This is a genomic window from Enterobacter cloacae complex sp. GF14B (assembly GCF_004136805.1).
Taxonomy (GTDB): domain Bacteria; phylum Pseudomonadota; class Gammaproteobacteria; order Enterobacterales; family Enterobacteriaceae; genus Enterobacter; species Enterobacter hormaechei_C.
Genome location: NZ_QFRV01000051.1, coordinates 1 through 24103 on the forward strand (window position 1 = coordinate 1; position 24103 = coordinate 24103).

Sequence of the window (24103 nt, forward strand, 5' to 3'; positions counted from 1 at the left end):
GGAGTGGCTGGTTACCGCAAAGCGATGTTGAAGATGTGAATCAGTATGATCTACTGAAGCTCGGGTTTCAGGCGCTGGAGGAAGAGAGCGGCGGTGATGTGATGGACAGCCCGTATGAGGGCTGGGTACCCCAGGCGTTTAATGCGGTAAGCCGGTCAGCGGAGCAGGGGGCTGATTATCAGTACAGTCAGGTGCCGCCGTTTTATCGCGGACTGATGGCAGAGATGGACAGCAACCATGACGGGAAACTGACGGCAGAGGAAATCAGGCAGGCGCTGGCGGTACGTGATCCGCTGGTGAAAAATGTGGTGAACCGTCTGGTGGTGAAACATCACAGCGAATGGAGTAAAGGCCGTTCGACGGGGCGCTGGGAAGGGTTTTATCAGGATCTGGATCCACTGACAGTAAAGTACTGCGAGAAATGGCAGGCAGATCTGGAGTGGATGAGCAGGGTGCCGCCGTTTGATAAGGATGAGGCGGTGTGGCATTTTCATCCGGTGGTGTTCTTGGATGCGATCGGTCAAAAGAGAAACAAAGAAATTATTTTCCCCTTTAAAGTAAAACCTAAAAATGATATCGAAGGGGTGTGGAAACGATATTATTGGGCTGCATCTTTGACTGATAGTAATGCATCGCAGGCTATATTTGGGCGTAATAGATCTCGAGGGAATAGAAAGCATGCTGCTCGCGATTTATATTCTGAACCACTAACTGAAATTGTTGCAGTGAGCAATGGAATTGTTAGGAGTATTTCTCACTATTACTTTGGGACTTGGCAAATCACTATCGAGCATACTACTAATGATGGGCGGCATTTTTATATTAGATATGGTGAAGTTGATCCTCAAAGCATTGTTTTCGGGAACGGAGAGAAGGTCCAGCAGGGGACTGTTATTGCAAAAACAGGGTTGATGATTGATCCATCAACACGGCGACATCCTAATATCATTCCTGGTCAGGTTGTCTATATGCTTCATTTTGAGTATTACCCCGGTAATGAAACTCTGCCGCCTCCAAATAATATACCCACTCCACCATTTCAACGACGTAATGATTTACAAGATCCTATTGATATATTGAGAGAAGGTTATAACAACACATTTTGCAACGAAAATAATGATACTGAAAGTAGGAGTGCTATCAGTGAACTGACCGTTTCTGATATGGGTAAGGCATTTATCAAGGAATGGGAAAGTTTTAGGTCGACAGCTTACAATGATTCAGAAGGTTTTTGTTCTATTGGTTACGGACATTTAATTGCAAGAGCTAGGTGTGAAGATATATCTCTTCCAGAAGAATTCAGAAATGGAATAACTAATTCTAAGGCTGATGAATTATTTGAATCTAGACTCTCGAATTATATTAAAGAATTAAAGGCATCTGTCAGTACAGATTTATATCAATATGAATTCGATGCTTTGATTAGTTTGCTGTTTAATATGGGACGAATGAGTAAAGCACCACAATTGACTTTAAAACTCAACCAGGCAAATTATGAAGGTGCGGCGAATGAGTTTTTGGATATTACAAATGGTGGGGTATCCGGGCTTGTTACTCGACGTCAAAAGGAACGTAATTTATTTTTAACTGGAGCGTATGATTTCTCTCGTTAATTTTAATCTGGAGTTGTGTCATGAGTAAAATTTATTTTTCAATTATTTTGATGTTTTTTTGTTTTTTTCCAAAGATAGCCATTTCTGATAATGGGGTAGATCATAAACTGTGGGTGTATGAAAAAGTTTCTGGTGTTGATGTTTTTGGTAAGCATGATTTAAATACGATTAACAATTTGAATGAAATATACAGTAAAGTAAAATTTACATTTAGTGGTAAAACGCTAACAATAAAAAATGATTTTCTTGAAGATAACAATGTGTGTTCGATTGATTATGTTAAAATTAAAAAAACACCCATATCATATTATTTGTCTGAAAAAACAATGGCACTATATGAACGGCTTTTTAAGTATGAAGGTGTGTCTCTACCTAAATATATTTATCTTCTGACAGCTCTTTTACCAGGGGATGAATGCCCACCTCCTTATAGTGAGATTCTCGAAGTTAATGATTATCTTATTCTTTTGGATCAAAACTATGCTTTATTCTTTAAAGAGGCGGAAACAAAGAATAATAATCAAAAAAAAGATAGCTGGGCAACTTATTGTAAGGAGAGGCGTCCCAGCCGAGAATATGATGGTGTAAGTAAATATACGTGTTTTTTTCCTGATTTGAAATTAAGGGATGCTTATGAGGAATTCAGAAGGATTCAATATGATAATACGCTATTCAAAAAGCAACTACCCAGTACAAATAAAGTCGATAAATTCAATGATGCAAAGGTTAGTTATGCATGGCAGGAGAGTAATTCGTTAAAAATATCAGTGGTCAGAGATAATGAGAGTGTGACTTTTTCTTTTAATGAAAATTCAATGGGAACCAGCCTTGAAGTCACAGAAGAAACTCAATATTAAATTTGAATAAATATGGTTTTCCTGATCAAGGAACATTGTGCAGATATTGAATTGGCAGGCAGGAGGACAAATGCAATTAACGGGTCACTGATGGATAAAGGACTCGGTCTGGTAGAAAAGCTGATCGGCCAGTCATATTATCGCGTTGACGTGTATGAATGTACCGAATTTCTGAATGTGTTGTGTCACAGAGCGGTGGAATCCCTCTCAGCCATGGCGATATAATGTGACAGTCATCTGTTCTTCTTCGGATATTGTCCGCGACACGTTACTGCTGAAACCGACGTCATTTACCTGTAGGGTTTATGGGGTGTACGAAAACCCCGGGTGCGGGGAATAAACTTGTGGACAAAGAATGGTTTATCCATCTGGAAGTGCTGAGTACCGATACCCGTATGCCCGGGTTTTTAGCCAACCTGGAAGGTGTGAGGGGCGAAAAAAGGTCAGTTCTGGTCCCAAAGGGAAAAAACCTGTTTATCCGGCAGGATGCTGCGGGACAACCGGTATTTACGCCGACCTCCGCCAGGCTGGGCGCGCAGTGCCTGCTCACGCGGGACGCGGCAACACCGGTTGCGGATGGCTCCCGGAACTGGTGGTACAAAGTCACCGGGAGTGGCTGGTTACCGCAAAGCGATGTTGAAGATGTGAATCAGTATGATCTACTGAAGCTCGGGTTTCAGGCGCTGGAGGAAGAGAGCGGCGGTGATGTGATGGACAGCCCGTATGAGGGCTGGGTACCCCAGGCGTTTAATGCGGTAAGCCGGTCAGCGGAGCAGGGGGCTGATTATCAGTACAGCCAGGTGCCGCCGTTTTATCGCGAACTGATGGCAGAGATGGAGAGCAACCGTGACGGTAAAGTGACGGCAGAGGAAATCAGGCAGGCGCTGGCGGTGCGTGATCCGCTGGTGAAAAATGTGGTGAACCGTCTGGTGGTAAAACATCACAGCGAATGGAGTAAAGGCCGTTCGACGGGGCGCTCGGAAGGGTTTTATCAGGATCTGGATCCACTGGAAGTAAAGCACTGCGAGAAATGGCAGTCAGATCTGGAGTGGATGAGCAGGGTGCCGCCGTTTGATAAGGATGAGTCGGTGTGGCATTTTCATCCGGTGGTGTTTTTATATTCACTAAACACTGAATAGGACTGCGCACAATTAATCTGGGGTGATGTGGTAAACCAGAGATTAGGTGCTGCTAAGGCTTGTGAATTCAGGAAAAAAGTTGTCAAGATATGTTCTGAAATTTGGGGAGAGAAAGATAAAATAAGATATGCTGATGTTTTAATGGGATGTATGTCTGTTGAAACAAATCGAATGTTCACATCTTCTGTTGCAGCTTACAGAAAAGCGCGCCATAAAAATGGTGATATTATATTTATTTCCAGTAAGTCGGGGACTAGACCAAAATTGAACTTCATGTATTTACTAAAAATGAAATAATTGAAGATAAAAGTATAGTAGAGAAAAATGCAGTGGGGTTGATTCAGTTTACTTCTATAGCAGTGCAACAAATAAATATAACTCACAATTTATCTTTGACTAAAATGCAGCTTGCAGATATGGACGAGGTTGAACAACTAGATTATGTGAAGTTATATTTTACTTCAGATAAAGAAAAGTTTTGGCAAATAAAGAGTCCGGAAGATGTTTATACCTTTATATTCTGTCCTGAAGGTGTAGGGAAGCCGAATGATGCAGTTCTGTATTCAAAAATGGACAATGAGAAAGCATATGGCAGAAATGCCAGTTTAGACACTACAGAACATGGAAATAAAGGAAATAATGATGGTTTTATAGAAAAAAGTGAATTGCTTGCAAGGTTGTAAGTTTTGATTGGCGAAGGGGAAAGATATAAGAATCAGTGTTCATGTGTGGCTCAGAAAAATAATAACCCAGACTGGATGCCAATTGCATTATCAGAATATAATAAATATAAAGATTTAATTGAGACCGATTCTGTATTAAATGATAAAATTAAGATATATCATGACACAACTAACGCTAAGGGCAAAGATGGTGAAAGCTCATGGTGCTCTTCATTTGTAAACTGGTGCTTTACACAGACTAAGTTTGCTCCATTAGCTACGAAGAGTGCTTTGGCGTATTCTTGGGGCCTGGGTTCCTGGCAAAATGGTGAGGTTGTAGATAAGCCCTTCTATGGAGCTATTGCTGTGATGAAATATAGCCACGTTGGATTCGTTTGCGGCATTAACGCTCAGGGTCGACTACTTATACTGGGAGGAAACCAGGGGGGTGGGCGAGAAGGAACTGCAAATTGCATTTCTATCCGAGCCAACTCGATAACAGCTGTTAAGTATTTTATGAAGCCAAAGGGTTATAACGTCAGGCCAGAAGTTTATGATTTAGAAATTATGAATGTTTCTGGACCTGATTCAAGTTATTCTGATACACATTAAGGGTAATGAATGAAAAGAATATCGTTTTTTTGCTATTCGTGTCTATACCTTCAATTGCTGATGAGTTGATATATTCTAATTATTTTAGGGATTTTACAGAGGCGTTTACGCCCCCGATTATTTCAGTGAATGATTATTCAAAATTATCTTCTTATAAACTTCATCCTGAGCTATTTGTTGATTTCGGGAAATCCCCTCCAGAATCATTTGATAACAACGATTTGCATAATTCAAATGTTATATTTAATGGTGCGGCATCTAAAAAGCTCTTTATCAATTTTGTCAACTCCACTTTTTTGAATGGTGACGTTTTGAATGGAAATAAAAAAACTTTACTGACAAAAATGGGAGTTATTCTTTTCGGGTGAAAATAAAAAATGGGCGGGTTGTTATTTTTGAAAGCATGCTCATTTCTGCGCCGGAGAGTATGACTGCTGAGTTTAGTTGTTCATATACGTTTGATACTATAAGTAAAGATCCATTAAAGTTAACTGACGTGTTTTGTGCCGGTTAAAGAGGGGGGGGCGATGGTCAACCTGATATCAAGTATTGTATTCTTTATAACGTTTTTATTTAACTACGCTTCAAGTGCCTCAGAACTTACTCGCTCTGATGAGAAATATTTCTTTGAAATGAATGGTGAAACGTTATCTGATGGTTCACAAGTTTATATGCGATATGATGTGGATATGTTTTAAGAACAAAAAAAGCACATATCAGGATAACTACATGGCATGCACCCGTCTCATGTGATGGTGATTATAATATGCAAAACAATAATAAAGAATATGTTTTAGTCTATACAGGCGGAGATGATGGATGTGCGTATCCGTCACCTCAATTCCACATTAAGAAAAAAGGAAACCATATGTATATAAAAGGAGAGCCTCTCGTTTATGGACAGGGGGGGTTGAGAATGACAGGAAGAAATAAATAATGTTTAGAGAATATTAACAGGTGATATGAAAATTAAATCCCAGCAGAGGAATAAATATGTTGCAAATTATTCGAAAAGGCGACAAAACCACCCACGGTGGTTCCGTAATGACCTGTTCCGAAACCATGATTTTTGGTGGAATTGGCGTGGCACGTAAAGGTGACAGGGTTTCCTGCCCGATACCTGGACATGGTCCGACAACGATTATCGAAGGTAATCTCAACTATTTGGATAATGGTATCCCTGTTGCTTTTCACGGCCACAGGTGCGGTTGCGGCTGCACTTTGATCAGTTCTTTTGTTCCTGCAAAGGTTGGTTGAACATGCCCGTCTGGCTGGACGCCATTCCCGAAAAAGCGCCGAAAGTTATGCGCCCCAATCCCCGGCGCTGGTTGCTGTTTCTGGCACTTATGCTGGTGACTGGTATCACGTTAACGTTCTGGCAATGGACCTCCGGTAGAAACGGATTCATTTTCTGGTTTACCGCGCTGGGGCTGCCATTTTGTTTATGGGGATTGCTCTTTTCCCTGCGGCGGTTTGCGTACAAAGCGGAACAGGTCGGGGCTGAATCCCGTAATGCTGAGCGGGAAGCGCTGATTCAGCAGGAAATCCGCCGTGGTCAGCGTTGCGGCTGGGTGCTGGGTTATCACATTCAGCACCCTGCAGGAAATAAGCCCGGAGCATTACTGCAGACGGCGAGCCATACTATGCCCATAGTGCAGTTCTCAACGCCGCGAGGCAGTAAAGTCGCTGTCAGATATGCAGCCCTGACAGGATTTCAGGTTGACCTGGAGGCAGAAATCATTGCCACCACCTCAACACTTGCCGCCCGGGTGCAGGATATTACCGCAACACTCCCAACGGATATTCCCTGCTGCCTGATGCTGGACTGTGATGACGATATCAGGCAATGCGTTGAGTCACATCTCAAAAATGAACTTGCTGCCAAAACAGGGAGAAGTTTCAGGCTCCTGTCTGGCAAAGGTCTGTCGGCGTTTGATACCTGGCTGGACCAGCGCTGGGAAAACCCGGGCATTCTTGCCGCTGTGACATTCTCGGTACCAGCGTACCCCAGTCAGGGTGACGCCGATGCCATTACACTGGTGGTGCTCTGCAACCGAAAGGCTGCTGATTATCCTCACGCAGTGTGCCTGCACCGCCCGGAAAAAGGCAAAGAGCCCGCGCTGGTAAAAACGCTGAACCGGGCACTGCTTTGGTCCGACACAGACCCTGAATCACTGAAGGCTGCATGGCATACAGGACCAGCTCTTGCCAGCGGGAGCGGGTGGAACAAAGCTTGTGAAGATAACGGAGTGACATTCAGCCTGTCAGATGACAATCGCAGTATTGATTACGCTATGGGATATACCGGGCGAGCCGCTCCCTGGCTTGTCATTATTCTTGCTTCTGCCGCATGTCACGATAATGGCCCACAGGTCATCGCAGCCCAATCAGCAGCAGACGAAGAAGATGTCTGGGTAGCCGTCGTTAATAAAAAAGACGTTCGTAAGGAAAATCAAGGGAATGGCTAAGGTAAAAGTCAAAACGCTCATTGGCGCAACGGCTGGAGTTCTGTTTTTTTTGACAGCGACCGTCGCATTTCTGTTTTATGCGTTCCCGCAATGGCTGGCATCTGCCACCGGGCTGGGACCGTATGATGGACAGCGCATCCTGACATTTTGCGCATTGTTGAATGCAGCCATATTCCTGTTGGGATGGATGACAGAAAAAGCGTTCAGCTATGCGGGGAAAGCGGGTCTTTATCTTCACTGGGGAAATAGCCAACGGCAGGCCATGGCGCATTCAGCAGAGATCCCGTCTGCTGATGGTGATGGGCAGGTAGCCACTTACAGTGATGAACAGATGTCAGAACATCTGGAGATGCGCTATGGACGTCGCTGGCGGTCTAAGGTCCGGATCCTGCTTGTGCAGGGTAATACTGACGAGACGGAAAAAGCTGCGCCCGGACTTTGTCACGACCTCTGGCAGGAAGGTGACGGTAATGTTCTGGTATATGGCGGCGATGCGCAGTCTCTTCCCGACGAGCACTTCCTGTCCCGGTTAAAACGCCTGCGTCCTGGCAAACCTGTGGATGGCATCATCCACGTAATGGATACCGCAGCGTTGCCAACCGATACAGAGCGCGATGCGTTTTTACGGTGCCGCCAGAAAGCCGATTATCTTCTGGGCTGGCAGGCTCCGGTCTGGCTATGGCTGATCGACAGGACAGCTACTTCCGGCGATCAGGCTGACCCTGTAGCGACCGGCGCGTTATTTGGCCCTGGCGTGACCTCGCAGGATGCGCTCAGCACGCTGGATACGCTGGTTCCGCATTTACGCCAGGTCGGGATGTCAGAGGTGCTGAACACCCCGCATCATAACTGGCTGCTGCAACTCTCGTCCCGCCTGCAGGGGGACCTGAAGGTAGGCCTGCACGCCCTGTTTGACGGGTTGATGCAGGGCTCTGCTGCTTATCGGCTCCGGGGAGCGATGTTCAGCCCTGAACTGGCCGTTGCCGGTTCAGTACCCAATACCCGGCTTGATACGCCCGGCTGGAAAGCCGTTATTGATGACTGCTCTACCATCCGCGCCAGAAAATTAACCTTCGACTGGCTTAAAGGGCTGTGTTTACTTGTGCTTGCCCTGATTGTCCTCTGGGGAGCCGGTACACTGCTGTCGCTTGCCGTCAACCGGGCGCAGATATACCAGGCTCAGAGTACCGCCCGTCTTGCCGCGGATACTGAAAGCCCGCTGACAGAGCGTCTGCGTAACCAGCTTGTGCTCCAGCAGGCGATTGCCCGACTGCAGAACCGGGAAGCAACCGGTGCGCCCTGGTACACCTGCTTTGGACTCAATCAGGACCACGACACGCTCGTGGCCCTGTGGCCGCTGTATGCCCGTAATAATGCGCTGTTGGTACGGGATGCCACAGCTGCGCACCTGAAACAGCAGCTTCAGGCTTTTGTTAATCTCCCTCCGGCCAGTGATGCCCGTACGCAGGGAACACAACGGGCTTACGATGTGCTGAAAAGTTATCTGATGCTGGCCCGACCGGACAAAGCCGAAGCAGGATGGCTGGCGAAGAATATGCTGAAGGCCTGGCCGAAACGGCAGGGTATGTCAGATGGCGCCTGGCAGGAAATGGCACCCAAACTGCTGGGCTTTTACGCTCAGAATCTTCCTTCACATCCGGAATGGAAAATTAAGCCTGATGCCGGACTTGTCACGACCGTGCGCCAGATCCTCCTTAAACAGATTGGCCAGCGTAATGCTGAATCCGGGCTGTACCAGGACATGCTGAAGCGCGTTGCCAGCAACTGGCCTGATTTAACGCTTGCCGATATGACCGGCGACACGGATGCCTCCACCGTCTTCAGTACAGAAGAAGTGGTGCCGGGCATGTTTACCCGCCAGGCCTGGGAAGAACAGGTGCAGGATGCAATTGATGAGGTGGTTAAAACCCGCCGCGATGAAATCGACTGGGTGCTGACGGATAAAATTCACCAGCCCGGAAGCGATATTTCGCCGGAAGCGCTGAAGTCCAGACTGACCGAACGTTACTTTACCGATTTCGGCAATGCCTGGCTGAATATGGTCAACAGCATCCAGTGGCACGAAGCGGCCTCGCTCTCTGACGCGATCGCCCAGCTCAATCTGATCGGTGACGTGCGCCAGTCACCACTGGTGGCGCTGATGAATACCCTGGCATGGCAGGGAAAAACCGGCGAGAAGGGGGAAGCGCTGGCGGATTCGATAGTGGATTCGGCGAAAAAGCTGGTTGGCCGGAAAAAGAACGTGAAGCAGTTTATCGAACAGGCGCAGGGACCGCGCGGTCCGCTGGACGATGTGTTTGGTCCGCTGACGGGATTCATGGAGGGAAAAGAGGGAACCGGACGTAACGGTAACCTGAGTTTTCAGTCCTGGCTTGCCCGTGTTACCCAGGTACGCCTGAAACTCCAGCAGGTCACCAGCGCGCCGGATCCACAGGCAATGTCTCAAATGCTGGCTCAGACCGTGTTCCAGGGCAAGGCTATTGATCTGACCGACACGCGTGACTACAGCAGTCTGGTGGCGGCGAGTCTGGGCCAGGAGTGGAGCGGGTTCGGCCAGTCACTGTTTGTTCAGCCGCTGGATCTGGCCTGGCGGCAGGTGCTGACCCCAGCAGCAGAAAGCCTCAATACCCGCTGGCAGACGACCATTGTCGATCAGTGGAATAAAGCGTTTGCCGGCCGCTATCCGTTTAAAGCTACCGGCAGTGATGCCTCCTTACCGCTGCTGGCTCAGTTCCTGCGCGGCGATTCAGGTCGCATCGCCACGTTCCTGAAAACCAGCCTTGGCGGCATTCTCCACCAGGAGGGGAACCGTTGGGTGGTGGATCCTTCTGCAAGCCAGGGAATGGAAGTGAGCCCGGATTTCCTGCGGGCAATTAACCAGCTGGCCGAACTGTCGGATATCGTTTTTGCCCAGGGCGATGCGGGCGTTCACTTCGAATTAATGGCGCGTCCTTCCCGTGATGTGGCCCGTATGCAACTGACGCTTGATGAGCAGAACCTGGACTTCTTTAACCAGATGGAAAGCTGGCAGAGCTTTACCTGGCCGGGAAACACGTATTACCCGGGTGTCAGCCTTCGCTGGCGCAGCGTGAACAGCGGGATGCAGCTCTACACCAGCAACCAGGGGAACTGGGGATTCATCCGGCTGCTGGATAAGGCATTAATTACACCTCTTGATGCAAGCCGCACACAGCTGGTCTGGATCACCCCCGACGGTAATCCGCTGAAGTTTGTTATGCGCAGTGAGCTGGGTGACGGTCCGCTTGCCCTGCTGAAGCTCCAGGGATTTATGCTGCCTGAAACCATCTTTACGGTTGTGGCCAGCGCTGAAGATGTCGAATAAAGACAAGACAAGGAAAAACATGAGTTCACCGGAAGCCCTGTTATCGGCATGCACCACTAACCACGAAGCGCAGTTGCGCCTTACTGAAAGCGCCTCCGGCACCCTGTCCCTCTGGGAGAACTGGTTAAAACCGATCCGCCCTGGGGAGGAAACGGGTGACGATCCGGCCTGTGACGATGATTTCCAACTGATGCGTGAAGAAATCAACAAACTTTCGGGCACCGATCCGGAGTTGCTCTGCACGCTGGCGGAAAAAATACTGTGTGAATGCGCCAAAGATATCCGTGTTGTTACCTGGTATACCCAGGCCCGGCTGAGCCGTGACGGCGAGAAAGGCCTGGCGGAAGGGATACTGCTGCTGGTCGCGATGTTGTCCCGCTATGGCAGACACTGTCATCCGCTGCGCCCGAATGCCCGGAAAGCCGCGCTGGAGTGGCTCAACAGTACAAAAGTACTTGATACGCTCTCGCGCTGGCCGGAAGTCGAACGGGATGATGCCGGCCTGACGGCCGGAGCGGTCACTCTGCTGAGTAAGGTGGTCTCAGACTGGCCTGAAAATGAAAAACCCGCATTCGCTGGCCTTTGTAGCGCGCTGGAAAACCGTCTGGCGCGTTCTGGCGGGGTGACAGCGCTAATCCCCCAGAACAGCAGCACTCAGGATACCGGGCATGACGCTGTCTTTTCTCCGTCGCCACTGCTGACGGACGTGAAGTCGGGGCGCGATTTGCTGGATCAGGCAAAGGTACTCTCCCGCTGGCTCGGAGAACAACCCCAGGGGTGGCTGGCCTCTCACCGGCTGATGAAAACCGTTCGCTGGGATACCGTCGATCAAATTCCACCGTTGGACAGCAGTGGTCGTACCCGGCTGATTCCGCCTAAACCAGAGTACCGGGCGCAGCTGAAGCGTCTGTACCTGCAAAAAAGCTGGGCTGAGCTGGTGGAGCAGGCCGGCCAGATGTACTGCGAAGGGGTGAATCATTTCTGGCTCGATCTCCAGTGGTACCTCTGGCAGGGACTCAGCCATGCGGGACAGCCCTGGGAGAACCTGGCGGAGTCAGTCTTGCTGGATCTTCGGTTCCTCCTCAGGCGTCTGCCTGGGCTTGAAAGCCTGGCCTGGAATGACGGTACCCCGTTTGCCGATGAGGTGACAACGGGATGGATTGCGGAAAAGGTGAATGAGGAAGGGCTGTCATTCGGTAGCGAGCCGGTCACGACGGCAACCGGATACGGGGACGAGGTGCTGTCACTTGAGGCCGAGGCGATGGAGAAGGGTGACAGTGAGGGGCCCGAAGCGGCTCTGACGTGGCTCCAGACCCGCCCCGGACTGGACTCTCCGCGAAATCGCTGGCTGATACGCCTGCTGATGGCCCGTGTTGCGGAACAATACGGGCGTAACGACATGGCGCTTCATCTGTTGGCCGAGCTGACATCCGGTGCGGCGCAGTTGACGATGGGGGACTGGGAGCCGGGCCTGATGTTCGAAGTTCAGGCCCGCCGTCTGAAACTGTTGCGCATGAAAGCCGGTCGCAGCGAGTCCGATAAAATCCGGCTGATGCCTGAGATGGATGCCCTGCTGGCGGGGCTGATTACCATCGATCCTGCCCGTGCCATGGTGCTGTGTGGCTGAATTTTGTCTGTTAACTATCAGGAATACCGAGCATGGATGATTTAACCCTGCGCTATTTTGAAGCCGAAATGCGCTATCTGCGCGAGGCAGGAAAAGAATTTGCCCGGGCACATCCGGACCGGGCGGCAATGCTCAATCTCGATAAGCCCGGAGCCCGGGACCCGTATGTGGAACGCCTGTTTGAAGGCTTTGCCTTCCTGATGGGCCGTCTGCGAGAAAAGCTGGATGATGATCTGCCGGAACTGACTGAAGGACTGGTGAGTCTGCTGTGGCCGCACTATATGCGGACTATCCCGTCGCTGGCCATCGTTGAGTTTTCGCCTGACTGGCGTGGTCTGCGTCAGGCCGAAATGCTGGTTGAAGGCTTCTCCGTTCTGTCACGTCCTGTCGGGCCGCATAAAACCGCCTGTCAGTACCGGACGACCCGCGATGTGCCGCTACAACCGCTGCACCTTGCAGATGCCCGCCTGCATACTGAAAACGATGGACGCTCTGCTATCCGTCTGCGTTTCGAATGCCCTGAAAAAGTGGACTGGAGTAAAGCCGGGATCGACAAGGTCGCCATATTCCTTAACGCAGAGAGTCCTGTGAGTTCTGCGCTGCATCTGGCAATGACCCGGCGTGTACATGCCATGTATGCGCGTCATGCCGGGACGCATACTGAACGTCATCAGTTTGATGGCTGGTGCAAACCCATGGGCTTCGATGACAATGACGGCCTGTGGAAAAAAGCCGATACGGCCTTCAGTGGTTACCAGCTGCTGCTGGAGTATTTCAGCTTCCGTCCAAAGTTTATGTTTGTGGAGCTGCGCGGTCTCGACACTATCGGGCTCAATGCGGCCAGCACCTGGTTTGAAATCGACATTGTACTCAGTGAAGCCTGGTCATCCGATCTGCCCTTTGAGACGGAAGACTTCCGGCTGCACTGTGCGCCGGTTATCAACCTTTTTACCCTGGAAGCCGACCCGCTGACGCTAAATCCTCTGGAGAACGAATACCTGCTCAGGCCATTGCGTCTTCAGGATGGTCACACCGAGATTTACAGCGTCGATAATATTCACGGCGCGGTCAAGAATGGCAAACATCCTTATGTACCGTTCACCAGCTTCCGACACCGGGGCGGTATGATGCGCCACGATGCCCCTGAACGTTATTACCACACCCGCGTGAAACGCGGTCCCTCTGGCCTGTATGACACCTGGTTAATTCTCGGTGGCCGCTCGTTTGAACTGGAGCAGTTGTCCGAAAAACCGGAGTCACTCTCGATGCGAATAACCGGGACCAACGGTCAGCTTCCGCGTAAGGCACTGGAAAGTACTTTGCTGGACAGGGTGGTCAAATCCGGCAAGGTGCCCGTCAGGGTCCTCAACCTCACAGCACCGACGATGCCGCTGTACCCCCCTGCAAACGACCGCTTTCACTGGCGAGTGATGAGCCACCTCGGCTCAAACTTCCTCAGCATGATGGACAATCCTGAGGTCCTGCGGGGCACGCTGGCGCTGTACGACTGGACCGACGATGAAATGAACCGCCGTCGGCTTGAAGCAATCGTCGCCGTGAAGCACACTCTGATCCGCCGTTTTGAGAAGGGCTTTATGCTGCGGGGAGTGGACATTGAGGTCACGCTGAATATGGACAATTTTGCAGGCGAGGGCGATGTGAATCTCTTCGGCGAGATGCTGCACCGGTTCTTCGCGCTCTATGCCGATATTCACCTCTTTAACCAGCTCACGCTGGTACTGCAACCGACAGGGAAACGACTGAGATGGCGCGAGAATCACAGCCAGCACGTACCGGGCTGACGTTAGCTCTTGATAAAGACATCTGGCGGGTCAATTTCTATCGTTTCTGCCAGTTGCTGGAGCAGGAAAATCCGGACGCGCCAAAACTGGGCACCACCAGCCATCCGGGCAACGACCCGGTACGTTTCAGACCCTGGCCGGGAATGGGTTTCCCGGTCAGCACCCTGAAAGCGGTGGAGACCGACGAAGACCATCCGACATTGCCTCCAACGGTCCGCACGACATTTCTGGGGATGTATGGCGTGGACTCCCCTCTGCCGACGTCTTATCTGGATGACATTGCACAGCGCCGGGAAGGCTATGAGGCGGTCACCTCGTTTCTGGATATCTTCAGCCACCGCATCACCACGCAGTATTACCGGATCTGGCGAAAATACGCGTATCCGGCCACCTTTGAGGCGGGGGGGCGCGATGCCACATCGCAATGTCTGCTGGGTCTGGTGGGACTCGGTATACCGGGCACGGCTGATCAGGTGGCAACACCGGTTTCCCGTTTCCTGGCCTTGCTGGGTACCATGCGATTGCCCACCCGCAATGCTGAAGGCATCCAGGCTCTGGTGAGCCTGCTGGCACCGAATACCCGGGTATTTATCACCGAACCGGATCCGGTAAAGGTCCATATCGATAATCGCAGTGGGTTGGGTACCGGAAACCGCGTTCATCTTTCACAGCGGGCCACGCTGGGTAAAACGGGCAGGGAAGCCTGTAGCAGAGTGCTGGTGACACTGGCCACGGAAGATCCCGGCGAAGCCGAAGGCTGGTTACCCGGTGGCATCCTCCATACCGATTTGCTGGTCCTGATGCGCGTCTATCTTGGTTACCGCAGCAATGCCCGACTGCGCCTCACTGTACCCGTGTGGTTGTTGCCTGAGCCGCGCCTTGGCAAAGGCAGGCGTATTCAGCTCGGGCGTACCGGCCTGCTCGGACTGAAGGACGGCAGACTCAGCGATAACCGGGAAACACTGACCGTCAGTCTGGGCTGCTATGAAGGACTCCGGTGTTCAGTGTTCCCTCCCGCTGAAGACGGGCATTACCGCTTCGACTAAATACGTATTCACATTCTCAATAAAGGAACTTTTGAATGGCAACAGTAACCCGCTGGTGGGCGCTGACGCTTATTGCCTGTGGTCTGCTCACAGGCTGCGGTCTGACACAGACCGTCACGGACGGTACGGTTAGCATCACGAAATCCATCTTCTACAAGAAAATTAAAACGCTGCATTTGGATTTTACCCCGCGCACGGCCATAAATGCCGATGGCGCACAGACGCCGCTGGCGACGATGGTGCGGGTCTACCAGCTTAAAGACCGTAAGAATATTGATGCAGCAGACTACCAGACGCTACTGCGTAAGGCCGATACGGTCCTGAAAGAGGACGAGCTGGCGTCAAAAGAGCTGCTGGTGATGCCCGGGGGCAGCGTGACGCTTAATATGCCCATGGATGAAGACGCTGAGTTCGTGGCGGTGGTGGGGCTGTTTAACCGTCCCGACATGCAGGACAACCGCTGGCGGCTGGTACTGACCCGTGACGACCTCGACCCGGACAAACCCCGTAAGATTGAACTGGGTGATGGCTGGCTCAGCCTCGTTCCGGTAAAGGAGTGATGTAATGGATAACTGGCTGGCGCTTTTTGACGGACAGACGCGTTATTTTCTGGATATTAATGACAGTACCGTGACGGCGGATGTTTTGCGCTTTCGCGGCAGGGAAGCCCTGAGCGAGCCCTTCCGGTGGGACATCGAGTTCACCTCCGGGCAGGCGAATATTCCCCCGGAACAGGTGCTGATGAAATATGCCTCCTTCCGGATGCTGAGCGGTAAAAATGTGCACGGCATAGTGACTCGTCTTGAATGGCTGTCCACATCAAAAGACCAGTCTCACTACCGGCTCACGCTCAGTTCCCGGCTGGCGCTGCTGGGATACACCCGGCAGTGCGCCGTATTTCAGAACCAGTCCGTGCCGGAGGTGGTGGAGCAGGTTCTGCGCAGACACGGGCTGGAGGGGCCTGATTTTGAATTCCGGCTGGAGCGCAGCTACCCGCCGCGTGAAATTATTACCCAGTGGCGGGAGACGGATTTGCAGTTCATTCAGCGCATTCTGTCTGAGGTGGGGATTTACTGGCGTACGGAGATGGATGATGTGTGCGGTCTGGATACGTACATTTTTGCCGACAGCCAGCTTAACTACCGGTTTGACGTGCGCCTGCCGTACCGCGAACCATCGGGTCTGTTTGACGGTGCGGCAGAATCGGTCTGGGATGTGCGGACCTGGCACAGGATTGTCACCGGCACCGTCGCCACGCGGGATTACAACTACCGGACAGCCACCACGCCGATGGATGCGACGGTCAGCGTACGCAGTGATGCGGTGACGACGGGCGAGCACTACCGCTACGCCGCGCCGTACCGGGAAGCAGGCGACGACAGCGACCCGGAGCCGGAAACCGAATCCGGCGCATTTTATGCCCGGCTTCATCACGAGCGGGAACTCAATAAATCAGTCCGTATCCACCTGTTCAGCAACGCCTCCGTACTGTCACCTGGTCAGGTGCTGGAGCCGCAGGGCGATGTCATTGCTGCCCTGAAAGAGGGGGTCATCCTCACGCTGGTGACCTTCCGGGGCGCCCGTGATTCCCGCCTGCACGTGTCGGTCTGGGGCATGCCCTACACCGAACGGTACTGTTTCCGCCCGAGGGAAGTTTCGCGCCCGGAAATCCACGGTACCCTGCCCGCCCGCATTGAGAGCCGGGAAAAGAACGATATCTACGCCCACCTGGACGACCAGGGCCGCTACCGCGTCAGGCTGGACTTTGACCGGAACGATGCGGAACAGGGATTCGCATACCTGTGGCTGCGGATGGCGAAGCCGTATGCCGGAGAGACGTACGGCTGGCATACGCCGCTCACCGACGGGACCGAAGTGTCGATAGCGTACAGCAACGGCGACATCGACCTGCCGTATATCTCTCACGCCCTGCACGACTCCAGACACCCCGACCCCGTGACCCGCAACAACCACACCCGCAACGTGCTGCGCACTCCGGCGAACAACAAGCTGCGGATGGAGGATAAGCGCGGGGAGGAGCATGTCAAACTCGCCACGGAATACGGCAAGACGCAGCTCAACAGCGGGCATCTGGTGGACGCGCAGGAGCAGCACCGGGGCAAAGGATTTGAACTCCGGACCGATGAACACGGCGTCATTCGCGTGGCAAAGGGGCTGTTTGTCACTGCGGACGGGCAGCAGAAGGCCGCAGGCGGGGTGCTGGACATGAACACGGCACTCAGGGAAATCGACGTCTGCCTGCGACAGCTTCAGCAGCTGGAGGTGGCGGCAGAGCAGGCGCAGGCGCTGAAAGCTGACGTGGACAGCCAGATACAGATGTTTGAGCAGCGCCTGAAGCCGCTGAACGAAACCCTGCTGTTCTCTGCCCCGGAAGGGGTTGCCGTGACCAGCGGGGAGCACATGCAGATGACAGCGGCAAAAAACGTCGCCGTTAACGCCGGAGGGGATATCAGTGCCGGTGTCATGGGCAACATGACGGCGCTGTCGGGGGAAAAGCTCGGGCTGTTTGCCAGAACGGGCCAGCTGAGCCTGAAAGCCAGTGAAGGCCCGGTTGAGATGCAGGCGCAGAACGGGAGAATGCAGCTGTTCGCGGAAAAGAAGCTCACCCTGTCGTCCGCGAGCGACATCACGTTTGCGGGCAAGAAGCGCATCACGCTCATCGGGGGCGGGAGTTACCTGCGGCTGGAGGCGGGGAAGGTAGAGTATGGTACGACCGCGATGTATATACGGAAGGTTAAACGGACAATGGCAGCGGGGAAAAATACAATTGAAACTGATTTACCTTCTGTTGCTGGCGAAGTCACAGATTTACAGTCCATTAAAAAAATTCTGTTCTCATAATCAAGGATTGAACGATGCATATTTCCCCTCCTATTTTATTACCATATTCCCCGAATGGCATTTTCAGCGACTGGGTTTTTCAGTGCATGCCTGTCGATACTGCACGTAATTATCCCGCAAATCCTGTGGGTGCATGGCACGGGGGCATACATATTCCTCATACAGATATTTCCAGTGCACAGGCCAACCCCATCCGGGCAATTGCTGACGGTACTATTATTTATGCCAGGTCTCCATCCGAAAACAAAGATAAAAAGCCACTGGCTTATAATGGGAAAACGGACGATGGGTGTGTACTGATCCGACATAAGATATTGATTGGCGAAGATCCTGTCGAGTTTGTTTTTTATTCGTTGACCATGCACCTGAAGCAGGTTCGATTTGAAATTTTGTCTAATATTGGACAGCGTATAAAACGTGAGCAAGTCTTAGGTACGTCGGGTGTCGTGGATGGAAAAAATGCATTCCACTTCCAGATTTGTTGCGAGCAAAAAATGCTCGATGTACTGTGTGGTCGAATTGATGGAGGGATAAATATTGCGTTCCCGGGAAGGGTAAAGCCTGTATACGGTAGTGAGTACTATTATTTCCCAGCGGGTACTCCTGTTTATGGGGATATTCCTAAAGGTTTTGTGCACGCTCCAGCGAACCTTACGACGGAAGATTTATATATTATCAACAGTGGGGGAGATACAAAAACGCTGCGAAAAAAAAATGATGGTTTCTATGACCACATCGGCAGTGTTGCTGTGGGCGTCAATTATATCAGCGAAGCATCAGGGGTTGATTCCCTGAAAAATGCCATGGGATACAGTCAGTGGGTTAAGATTGCGATCCCTGGTGGAAGTGGGTGGGTCGATGTCTGTACTAATAATATAATGACTTACAGCGAGGCCGAACTACCTGACTGGGCAGGATGGTCTCTGATTGATGACGACGCATCCAGCGATAGCCAGTGTAATTCAAAAATTATAAAAAAGTTATATGCAGAAAAAAAGAATGATGATGCAAAAGATCTGCTTAAACACTCAATTTGCAAGTTTCCATTCGAGTGGGATTTTTCAACATTCGATGCGCGTTTTTCATGGGTAAAAACAAAAACAGATCATCTACCCGAGCCATTGACCGATGATGATTACAATGAACTCAAGGAACACATAAAGTCGTTATCCTTCTTTGATAAATTGCCTGCTGAGGTACAGAAGGAACTCAGTGGTCAGATTTGGCATTTTGAACCCCGAGTATTTATCACGCAGATACAAAAAGCAGAGCGCCGTTTGATCTTTAAAACCATCAAAAAAATGAATGACTTCACTGCTGATGATATGCGGTACGGTGATATGGCGAAAGAGCAGATACTCGCTCAGGGAAAAATGAACAAAGTTGACATTTGGGGGCAGGAGTTTAAAGTTAACTTTTTCAATTTTGACAAGACTATTGATGAGCATTTTAAGAGCATGGATAGTATGGGGTACTGGACTGCTTGGGGAGAATATTCAAGTCTTATAAATATCATGCTCAAAAAGTTTAAAGCGAACGAAGGTGGGGTTTTAAAGCATAATCTTTTGAATAAGGCATTTTCTAAACATGTAACTACAGTGGAATGTGTTAATAAAATTAAGGGGTTTATTAAATCATTACTTGATGACAATGGTTATATGAGTCTTTCGGTTAATGACTTAAACGTGTTAAATGAAAAAATAAGGAATGGTGTTAAGCTTCCTAAATTCGATAACTATGATTGGTTTAATGGTTTAGGAATAACTATCCATGATACTTATTCCACGCAAATTTATCTTAATTATATAGATGTTAGTGACGGTAAATTTAAAGCCGAAATTTCATTTCAAATACAGGATCACTTTGGTTTAGATGTTGCTGATGTTAATGGGAAATGGTTTGAAGACTTTCCATGGTTTTGTTCATGGTTCATTCTTCAGCGTTATACGGAATTTGGATATATGCCATTCATTAACGAGGCTGAGTTTTCAATGGTTGTTGAAGGGTGATAAATGAAGTTTAAATATATTTTTTTAGTGATAATTATCGGCGTTATAATAAGCGTGATTTATTTGTTTTTAAAACCAGCAAAAGTATCTGGGATATATCAAGATATAACTTATGACAAGCGCTGGGGTAGTGAATGTAAATCAACTATTGTATTGGTAGATAATGCTCCGCTGACGAAATCAAACCTTGCTAAATTATGGAGTCGAGAGAAAACATTCATTTTGGATAAGTGGAAGCCTTTTGTTAATAAATGCGATTATATACTTTTTATAAAAAACAAGACTGAGCCTCCTCATGATAGTGAGGAAGTTAAGTACTGGGTAGGTGATTATCAGTTATGTCTTAAAGGTAAGATAGATAGTTGCATTTCGAAAGATGAAAGGTTGTTTTATATAGGCATTGATAAGCAAATATATGGCGATAGATTGATCGGAGAGTTTGGCAATAAAAAACTTTATCTAAGTTTTGTGGACTGAATATTTTATTCTACCGGTTTGATGTGCGTCTGCCGCACCGCGAGCTATCGGATCTGCTTGACGGGGCGGCAGAATCGGTCTGGGATGTGCGGACACTGGCACAGTGTTGCCACCGTACCGTCGCCACGCGGGATTATAACTACCGGACAGCCACCATGCTGCTGGATGCTACAGTGAGCGTACGCAGTAAGACAAGCACTACAGCTACGCAGCACCGTACCGGAAGACGGATGATGACAACGCCACCAGCAGGCACGGCTGAACGATAGCGCTCGGAAGTTCATGGTATCGTCCCTGGATGGTTTGCGAGCAGTGATAAGAACGATATTTCATACTACCTTTACCCCGCTTTACACACCCGCCCTTCTCCATGCTCTACAGTTTTTTTGCTGCCGCCTTTCGTGCAGCCTTAGCCCTTTTTGCTAACGGAGAGCTTGCATGTTGACCCGACGATTGTCCTGCCTGGCGCTGTTGATGGCGCTGGCCTCCCCCGCAATGGCCGCGGATGCCCCCACCTACGGCGAGAAGCTGGAAGGTTTTGACTACGGCTGGCCGGTAAAACACTTTACCTTTACCTCGCAGAACCAGCCTCTGGATATGGCTTACCTGGACGTGAAGCCGGAAAAACCCAACGGCCACACCGTGGTGCTGATGCACGGCAAAAACTTCTGCGCCGGTACCTGGGACGGAACGATCCGCGCGCTTTCAGCCAGCGGGTATCGCGTGATCGCACCCGACCAGATCGGCTTCTGCAAATCCACCAAGCCGGAGCATTATCAGTACACCTTCCAGCAGCTGGCGGATAACACCCACGCGCTGCTGAAAACGCTGGGCGTCGATCGCGTCACGGTTATCGGCCATTCGACCGGCGGCATGCTGGCGACCCGCTACGCGCTGATGTGGCCGCAGCAGGTGCAGCAGCTGGTGATGGTCAACCCGATAGGCCTGGAGGACTGGAAAGCGCGCGGCGTGCCGCATATTACGGTTGACCAGTGGTACCAGCGCGAGCTGAAAGTCAGCGCCGACGGCATTCGTCAGTACGAGAAAAACACCTACTACGCCGGGGAGTGGAAGCCGGAGTACGAGCGCTGGGTCACCATGCTTGCCGGGTTAAACAACGGGCCAGGCAAAGCGCGCGTGGCGTGGAACTCGGCGCTGCTCTACGACATGATTTATACCCAGCCGGTCGTCTATGAATTTAACGAGCTGAAGATGCCGGTATTATTGATGATCGGCACGAAGGACAACACCGCCATCGGGAAAGATCTCGCCCCGCCTGAGATCCGCAAAACGCTCGGCAACTATGCGGTGCTGGGAAAGGAGACGGCGAAGCGCATCCCGCACGCTACGCTGGTGGAATTTAACGACATGGGCCACGCGCCGCAGATGCAGGATCCTGAGCGCTTCCACGAGGCGCTGCTTAAGGGGCTTCAGGCCCGCTGACTGGTTTGCAGCAACAGCCCGCGCAGCCACGCCTGCGCGGGATTGCGGTGCGTTCTGCCGTGCCAGGCCATGCTCTTGGTAAAGCCTGGCACGGGAACTGGCGTCTCGCAGATGAACATCCCCGTCTGATTTTCCGCGATGCGTGACGGCACGACGGCAATCATATCGCTGAGGGCCAGCACGTCCGGCAGAACCAAAAAGTGGCTCACCGAGAGCCCCACGTGCCGCGTCCGGCCAATTTTCTCCAGCGCGCTATCGGTTACCCCGCGAAAGCCGTCTCCCTCGTAAGAGACCAGCACATGCTCAAGGGCGCAAAATCGGTCTAACGTCATTGGCTCTCCGGCGTTTGGATGATCGGCGCGCATCATGCATACGTACCGTTCATCATAAAGCGCACGGCTGTGAAGCTCATCGGGCGTGGTGTGGGGGGTGATAAGCGCTACGTCAATAGCGCCCTGCTCAAGCTGGCTGACAAGGCTACCGGGGGTAACGGGCACCACGCGCACGCGTATGCCAGGCGCCTGTGTTTTAAGGGCGGCGATAAACGGCACAACAACCGCCCGAAGTGCATAATCCGTAGCGGCAAGAGTGAAGGTGAGGCGAGCGGTATTTGGGTCAAAGGCAACGGGCTGAAGCAGCACGTCGATATCCGCGAGAATGCGCTTCACCGGAGCGGCCAGCGCTTCCGCGCGCGTGGTTGGCACCATGCCGTGCGGGGCGCGGATAAAGAGCGGATCGTCGAAGTAGTCCCGCAGGCGGTTGAGCATGCCGCTCACGGCGGGCTGGGTCAGAGCAAGACGCGCCGCCGCGCGGGTGACGCTGCGTTCATCCAGCAGAGCGTCAAGCGTTTTCAGCAGGTTTAGATCCAGCGTGCGCAGATCCGCTTTCATGATGTTTTGCTACCTCTTTTCCGTTCACTATTATGGCGCTGCCCGCTGTCGACGCGTTGCGTTTCCCGCTATGATGGGCGGCTAGTCTAAGGAGAACGCATGGTCTGGATAATGCTGGCAACGCTTGCCGTGGTGTTTGTAGTTGGGTTTCGTGTCCTGACCTCGGATTCCCGCCGCGCCATCAAACGCTTGAGCGAACGGCTGGGTATCACCCCGATGCCGGTAGAATCGATGATCGACCAGTTCGGTAAAACGCCGGGCAATGAGTTTATCCGCTACCTTGAGCGCCCAGACGAAGCGCACCTGCAAAACGCCGCCCAGGTCCTGCTTATCTGGCAGGTCTGCATCGTCGACGGGAGCGAAGAGAATCTGCATACCTGGCACCGCATGCTGCGTAAAGCCCGCCTGGCCGCACCGATCACCGATGCGCAAATCCGCCTCGCGCTCGGCTTCATGCGCGAGATAGAGCCCGATCCGCAGGAGCTTGACGCCTTCCAGCTGCGCTATAACCAGCTTTTCCTCCCGGAAGAGGGCGTGTTTTATCTGCACTGATATCACGAAACGTGATGAAGAGTATAAAGCATCGTCATTAGATTTATATCTGCCGCAGGCGCACCATCACTTCATCCACTCGCTGCTGAGGTGAACCATGAAACAATCCGCCATTATCTGGCCAAACGACTACCTGCCAGGCACAACCGATAACTTTGCATCCAACGAAATCATCGTCGCCGGGCTGAGCGCAAAAGAGATTTGGGCGCAGCTTAACGACACTACCCTGTGGCCGAACTACTACAGCAACGCCGAAGATATTCGTTTTCACGACGGCAGCGGTCCGGAACTGAGCGCCAACGCCCGCTTCCGCTTTACGACCTTTGGCTTCCCGGTTGAGGCGCAGGTCACGGAGTATGTTCCGCCCGTTGACGGCGAAGCCGCACGGATCGCCTGGCACGGCTGGGTGGAGGGCGATGCCAGCTCGCGTCTGGATGTGATCCACGCCTGGCTGTTTGAAGACTTGCCGGGAAACCGCGTCCGTATTCTGACTCAGGAGTCGCAGAAAGGCGTTCCTGCACAGGAACTTGCTCGCACCGTGCCGAATCCGATGATCAACGGGCACCAGGAGTGGATCGTTGGGCTGGCGAATGCAGCGATGCAAGAAAAGTTGTCGAAACGTTAAATTCGTCACACTTTTGATGATAAACTGCGCGACTTTTCCGCACGTTTTTATCTTC

General features: G+C 51.3%; 23 protein-coding genes. 22 read left to right on the forward strand and 1 reads right to left on the reverse strand.

The genetic code is table 11. The annotated features are described in order from the left end of the window. From DD606_RS16375 to DD606_RS16465, 20 genes are all read left to right on the forward strand, one after another. A partial coding sequence (locus tag DD606_RS16375) for a glycoside hydrolase family protein (RefSeq protein WP_176691445.1) occupies window positions 1-1613 on the forward strand: 1613 nt, incomplete at its 5' end. Between the two features lie 20 nt (window positions 1614-1633). Then, complete coding sequence (locus DD606_RS16380; RefSeq protein ID WP_049125483.1) at window positions 1634-2470, forward strand: hypothetical protein; 837 nt, start codon at window positions 1634-1636, stop codon at window positions 2468-2470. Window positions 2471-2560: 90 nt separating this feature from the next. Continuing rightward, the gene (locus DD606_RS26470) at window positions 2561-2695 is read left to right on the forward strand and encodes a hypothetical protein (RefSeq protein WP_257394126.1); all 135 of its coding nucleotides are present in this window, start codon (window positions 2561-2563) and stop codon (window positions 2693-2695) included. A gap of 119 nt (window positions 2696-2814) precedes the next feature. Further along, a complete protein-coding gene (locus DD606_RS16385; RefSeq protein WP_255573103.1) occupies window positions 2815-3609 on the forward strand; it encodes a hypothetical protein in 795 nt (264 codons plus the stop codon). A gap of 27 nt (window positions 3610-3636) precedes the next feature. After that, the gene (locus tag DD606_RS16390) at window positions 3637-3906 is read left to right on the forward strand and encodes a hypothetical protein (RefSeq protein WP_129258878.1); all 270 of its coding nucleotides are present in this window, start codon (window positions 3637-3639) and stop codon (window positions 3904-3906) included. Window positions 3907-3938: 32 nt separating this feature from the next. After that, window positions 3939-4292, forward strand: coding sequence for a hypothetical protein (locus DD606_RS16395; RefSeq protein WP_129258880.1), 354 nt, complete (start codon window positions 3939-3941; stop codon window positions 4290-4292). 45 nt (window positions 4293-4337) lie between these two features. Further along, window positions 4338-4883 carry a CHAP domain-containing protein gene (locus tag DD606_RS16400; protein WP_129258882.1) on the forward strand — a complete coding sequence of 182 codons (546 nt, stop codon included), beginning with the start codon at window positions 4338-4340 and terminating at the stop codon, window positions 4881-4883. A gap of 5 nt (window positions 4884-4888) precedes the next feature. Then, entirely contained in the window at window positions 4889-5251 is a 363-nt protein-coding gene (locus DD606_RS16405) for a hypothetical protein (protein ID WP_045895797.1), read from the forward strand. Window positions 5252-5876: 625 nt separating this feature from the next. Beyond that, on the forward strand, window positions 5877-6140 hold the full coding sequence (locus tag DD606_RS16410; RefSeq protein WP_072050895.1) for a PAAR domain-containing protein: 264 nt from the start codon (window positions 5877-5879) through the stop codon (window positions 6138-6140). A gap of 2 nt (window positions 6141-6142) precedes the next feature. After that, window positions 6143-7351 (forward strand): membrane protein, encoded by a 1209-nt coding sequence (locus tag DD606_RS16415; protein WP_045895798.1) that lies wholly within the window; start codon window positions 6143-6145, stop codon window positions 7349-7351. Continuing rightward, window positions 7344-10715 carry an ImcF-related family protein gene (locus tag DD606_RS16420; protein ID WP_129258884.1) on the forward strand — a complete coding sequence of 1124 codons (3372 nt, stop codon included), beginning with the start codon at window positions 7344-7346 and terminating at the stop codon, window positions 10713-10715. The genes DD606_RS16415 and DD606_RS16420 overlap by 8 nt, the downstream gene beginning before the upstream one ends. Window positions 10716-10734: 19 nt before the next feature. Then, on the forward strand, window positions 10735-12342 hold the full coding sequence (tssA, locus tag DD606_RS16425) for a type VI secretion system protein TssA (RefSeq protein WP_045895801.1): 1608 nt from the start codon (window positions 10735-10737) through the stop codon (window positions 12340-12342). A 32-nt stretch (window positions 12343-12374) separates the two neighbouring features. After that, window positions 12375-14144, forward strand: coding sequence for a type VI secretion system baseplate subunit TssF (gene tssF, locus DD606_RS16430; RefSeq protein ID WP_045895803.1), 1770 nt, complete (start codon window positions 12375-12377; stop codon window positions 14142-14144). Continuing rightward, window positions 14108-15190 (forward strand): type VI secretion system baseplate subunit TssG, encoded by a 1083-nt coding sequence (gene tssG / locus DD606_RS16435; protein ID WP_045895805.1) that lies wholly within the window; start codon window positions 14108-14110, stop codon window positions 15188-15190. The genes tssF and tssG overlap by 37 nt, the downstream gene beginning before the upstream one ends. 35 nt (window positions 15191-15225) lie before the next feature. Next, entirely contained in the window at window positions 15226-15750 is a 525-nt protein-coding gene (gene tssJ, locus DD606_RS16440; RefSeq protein WP_045895806.1) for a type VI secretion system lipoprotein TssJ, read from the forward strand. A gap of 4 nt (window positions 15751-15754) precedes the next feature. Continuing rightward, window positions 15755-18052, forward strand: coding sequence for a type VI secretion system Vgr family protein (locus DD606_RS16445; protein ID WP_129258886.1), 2298 nt, complete (start codon window positions 15755-15757; stop codon window positions 18050-18052). 14 nt (window positions 18053-18066) lie between these two features. Next, window positions 18067-20061, forward strand: a complete 1995-nt coding sequence (locus tag DD606_RS16450; protein WP_129258887.1) for a DUF3289 family protein — start codon at window positions 18067-18069, stop codon at window positions 20059-20061. A gap of 3 nt (window positions 20062-20064) precedes the next feature. Next, window positions 20065-20538: a hypothetical protein gene (locus tag DD606_RS16455; RefSeq protein ID WP_045895476.1), complete on the forward strand. Its 474-nt coding sequence runs from the start codon at window positions 20065-20067 to the stop codon at window positions 20536-20538. Between the two features lie 23 nt (window positions 20539-20561). Next, window positions 20562-20807 carry a hypothetical protein gene (locus DD606_RS16460; protein ID WP_126296865.1) on the forward strand — a complete coding sequence of 82 codons (246 nt, stop codon included), beginning with the start codon at window positions 20562-20564 and terminating at the stop codon, window positions 20805-20807. A gap of 169 nt (window positions 20808-20976) precedes the next feature. After that, a complete protein-coding gene (locus tag DD606_RS16465; protein ID WP_129258889.1) occupies window positions 20977-21981 on the forward strand; it encodes an alpha/beta fold hydrolase in 1005 nt (334 codons plus the stop codon). On the opposite strand, the gene DD606_RS16470 is transcribed toward DD606_RS16465, so the two are convergent. After that, window positions 21969-22871 carry a LysR family transcriptional regulator gene (locus tag DD606_RS16470; protein WP_023323928.1) on the reverse strand — a complete coding sequence of 301 codons (903 nt, stop codon included), beginning with the start codon at window positions 22869-22871 and terminating at the stop codon, window positions 21969-21971. The genes DD606_RS16465 and DD606_RS16470 overlap by 13 nt on opposite strands. A 99-nt stretch (window positions 22872-22970) precedes the next feature. On the opposite strand from DD606_RS16470, the gene DD606_RS16475 reads away from it, so the two are divergent. Together DD606_RS16475 and DD606_RS16480 are read left to right on the forward strand one after the other, a co-directional pair. Beyond that, on the forward strand, window positions 22971-23423 hold the full coding sequence (locus tag DD606_RS16475) for a DUF1198 domain-containing protein (RefSeq protein WP_003861042.1): 453 nt from the start codon (window positions 22971-22973) through the stop codon (window positions 23421-23423). Window positions 23424-23520: 97 nt separating this feature from the next. Next, complete coding sequence (locus DD606_RS16480) at window positions 23521-24048, forward strand: SRPBCC domain-containing protein (protein WP_003861040.1); 528 nt, start codon at window positions 23521-23523, stop codon at window positions 24046-24048. Window positions 24049-24103 lie beyond the last annotated feature (55 nt).

Bases quoted from the DNA above. Each gene is read 5' to 3' on its own strand.
- DD606_RS16380 (WP_049125483.1), top strand. From the start codon at position 1,634: ATGAGTAAAATTTATTTTTCAATTATTTTGATGTTTTTTTGTTTTTTT.
- DD606_RS26470 (WP_257394126.1), top strand. From the start codon at position 2,561: ATGGATAAAGGACTCGGTCTGGTAGAAAAGCTGATCGGCCAGTCATAT.
- DD606_RS16405 (WP_045895797.1), top strand. From the start codon at position 4,889: ATGAATGAAAAGAATATCGTTTTTTTGCTATTCGTGTCTATACCTTCA.
- DD606_RS16410 (WP_072050895.1), top strand. From the start codon at position 5,877: ATGTTGCAAATTATTCGAAAAGGCGACAAAACCACCCACGGTGGTTCC.
- DD606_RS16415 (WP_045895798.1), top strand. From the start codon at position 6,143: ATGCCCGTCTGGCTGGACGCCATTCCCGAAAAAGCGCCGAAAGTTATG.
- DD606_RS16420 (WP_129258884.1), top strand. From the start codon at position 7,344: ATGGCTAAGGTAAAAGTCAAAACGCTCATTGGCGCAACGGCTGGAGTT.
- tssA (WP_045895801.1), top strand. From the start codon at position 10,735: ATGAGTTCACCGGAAGCCCTGTTATCGGCATGCACCACTAACCACGAA.
- tssF (WP_045895803.1), top strand. From the start codon at position 12,375: ATGGATGATTTAACCCTGCGCTATTTTGAAGCCGAAATGCGCTATCTG.
- tssG (WP_045895805.1), top strand. From the start codon at position 14,108: ATGGCGCGAGAATCACAGCCAGCACGTACCGGGCTGACGTTAGCTCTT.
- tssJ (WP_045895806.1), top strand. From the start codon at position 15,226: ATGGCAACAGTAACCCGCTGGTGGGCGCTGACGCTTATTGCCTGTGGT.
- DD606_RS16445 (WP_129258886.1), top strand. From the start codon at position 15,755: ATGGATAACTGGCTGGCGCTTTTTGACGGACAGACGCGTTATTTTCTG.
- DD606_RS16450 (WP_129258887.1), top strand. From the start codon at position 18,067: ATGCATATTTCCCCTCCTATTTTATTACCATATTCCCCGAATGGCATT.
- DD606_RS16455 (WP_045895476.1), top strand. From the start codon at position 20,065: ATGAAGTTTAAATATATTTTTTTAGTGATAATTATCGGCGTTATAATA.
- DD606_RS16465 (WP_129258889.1), top strand. From the start codon at position 20,977: ATGTTGACCCGACGATTGTCCTGCCTGGCGCTGTTGATGGCGCTGGCC.
- DD606_RS16470 (WP_023323928.1), bottom strand. From the start codon at position 22,871: ATGAAAGCGGATCTGCGCACGCTGGATCTAAACCTGCTGAAAACGCTT.
- DD606_RS16475 (WP_003861042.1), top strand. From the start codon at position 22,971: ATGGTCTGGATAATGCTGGCAACGCTTGCCGTGGTGTTTGTAGTTGGG.
- DD606_RS16480 (WP_003861040.1), top strand. From the start codon at position 23,521: ATGAAACAATCCGCCATTATCTGGCCAAACGACTACCTGCCAGGCACA.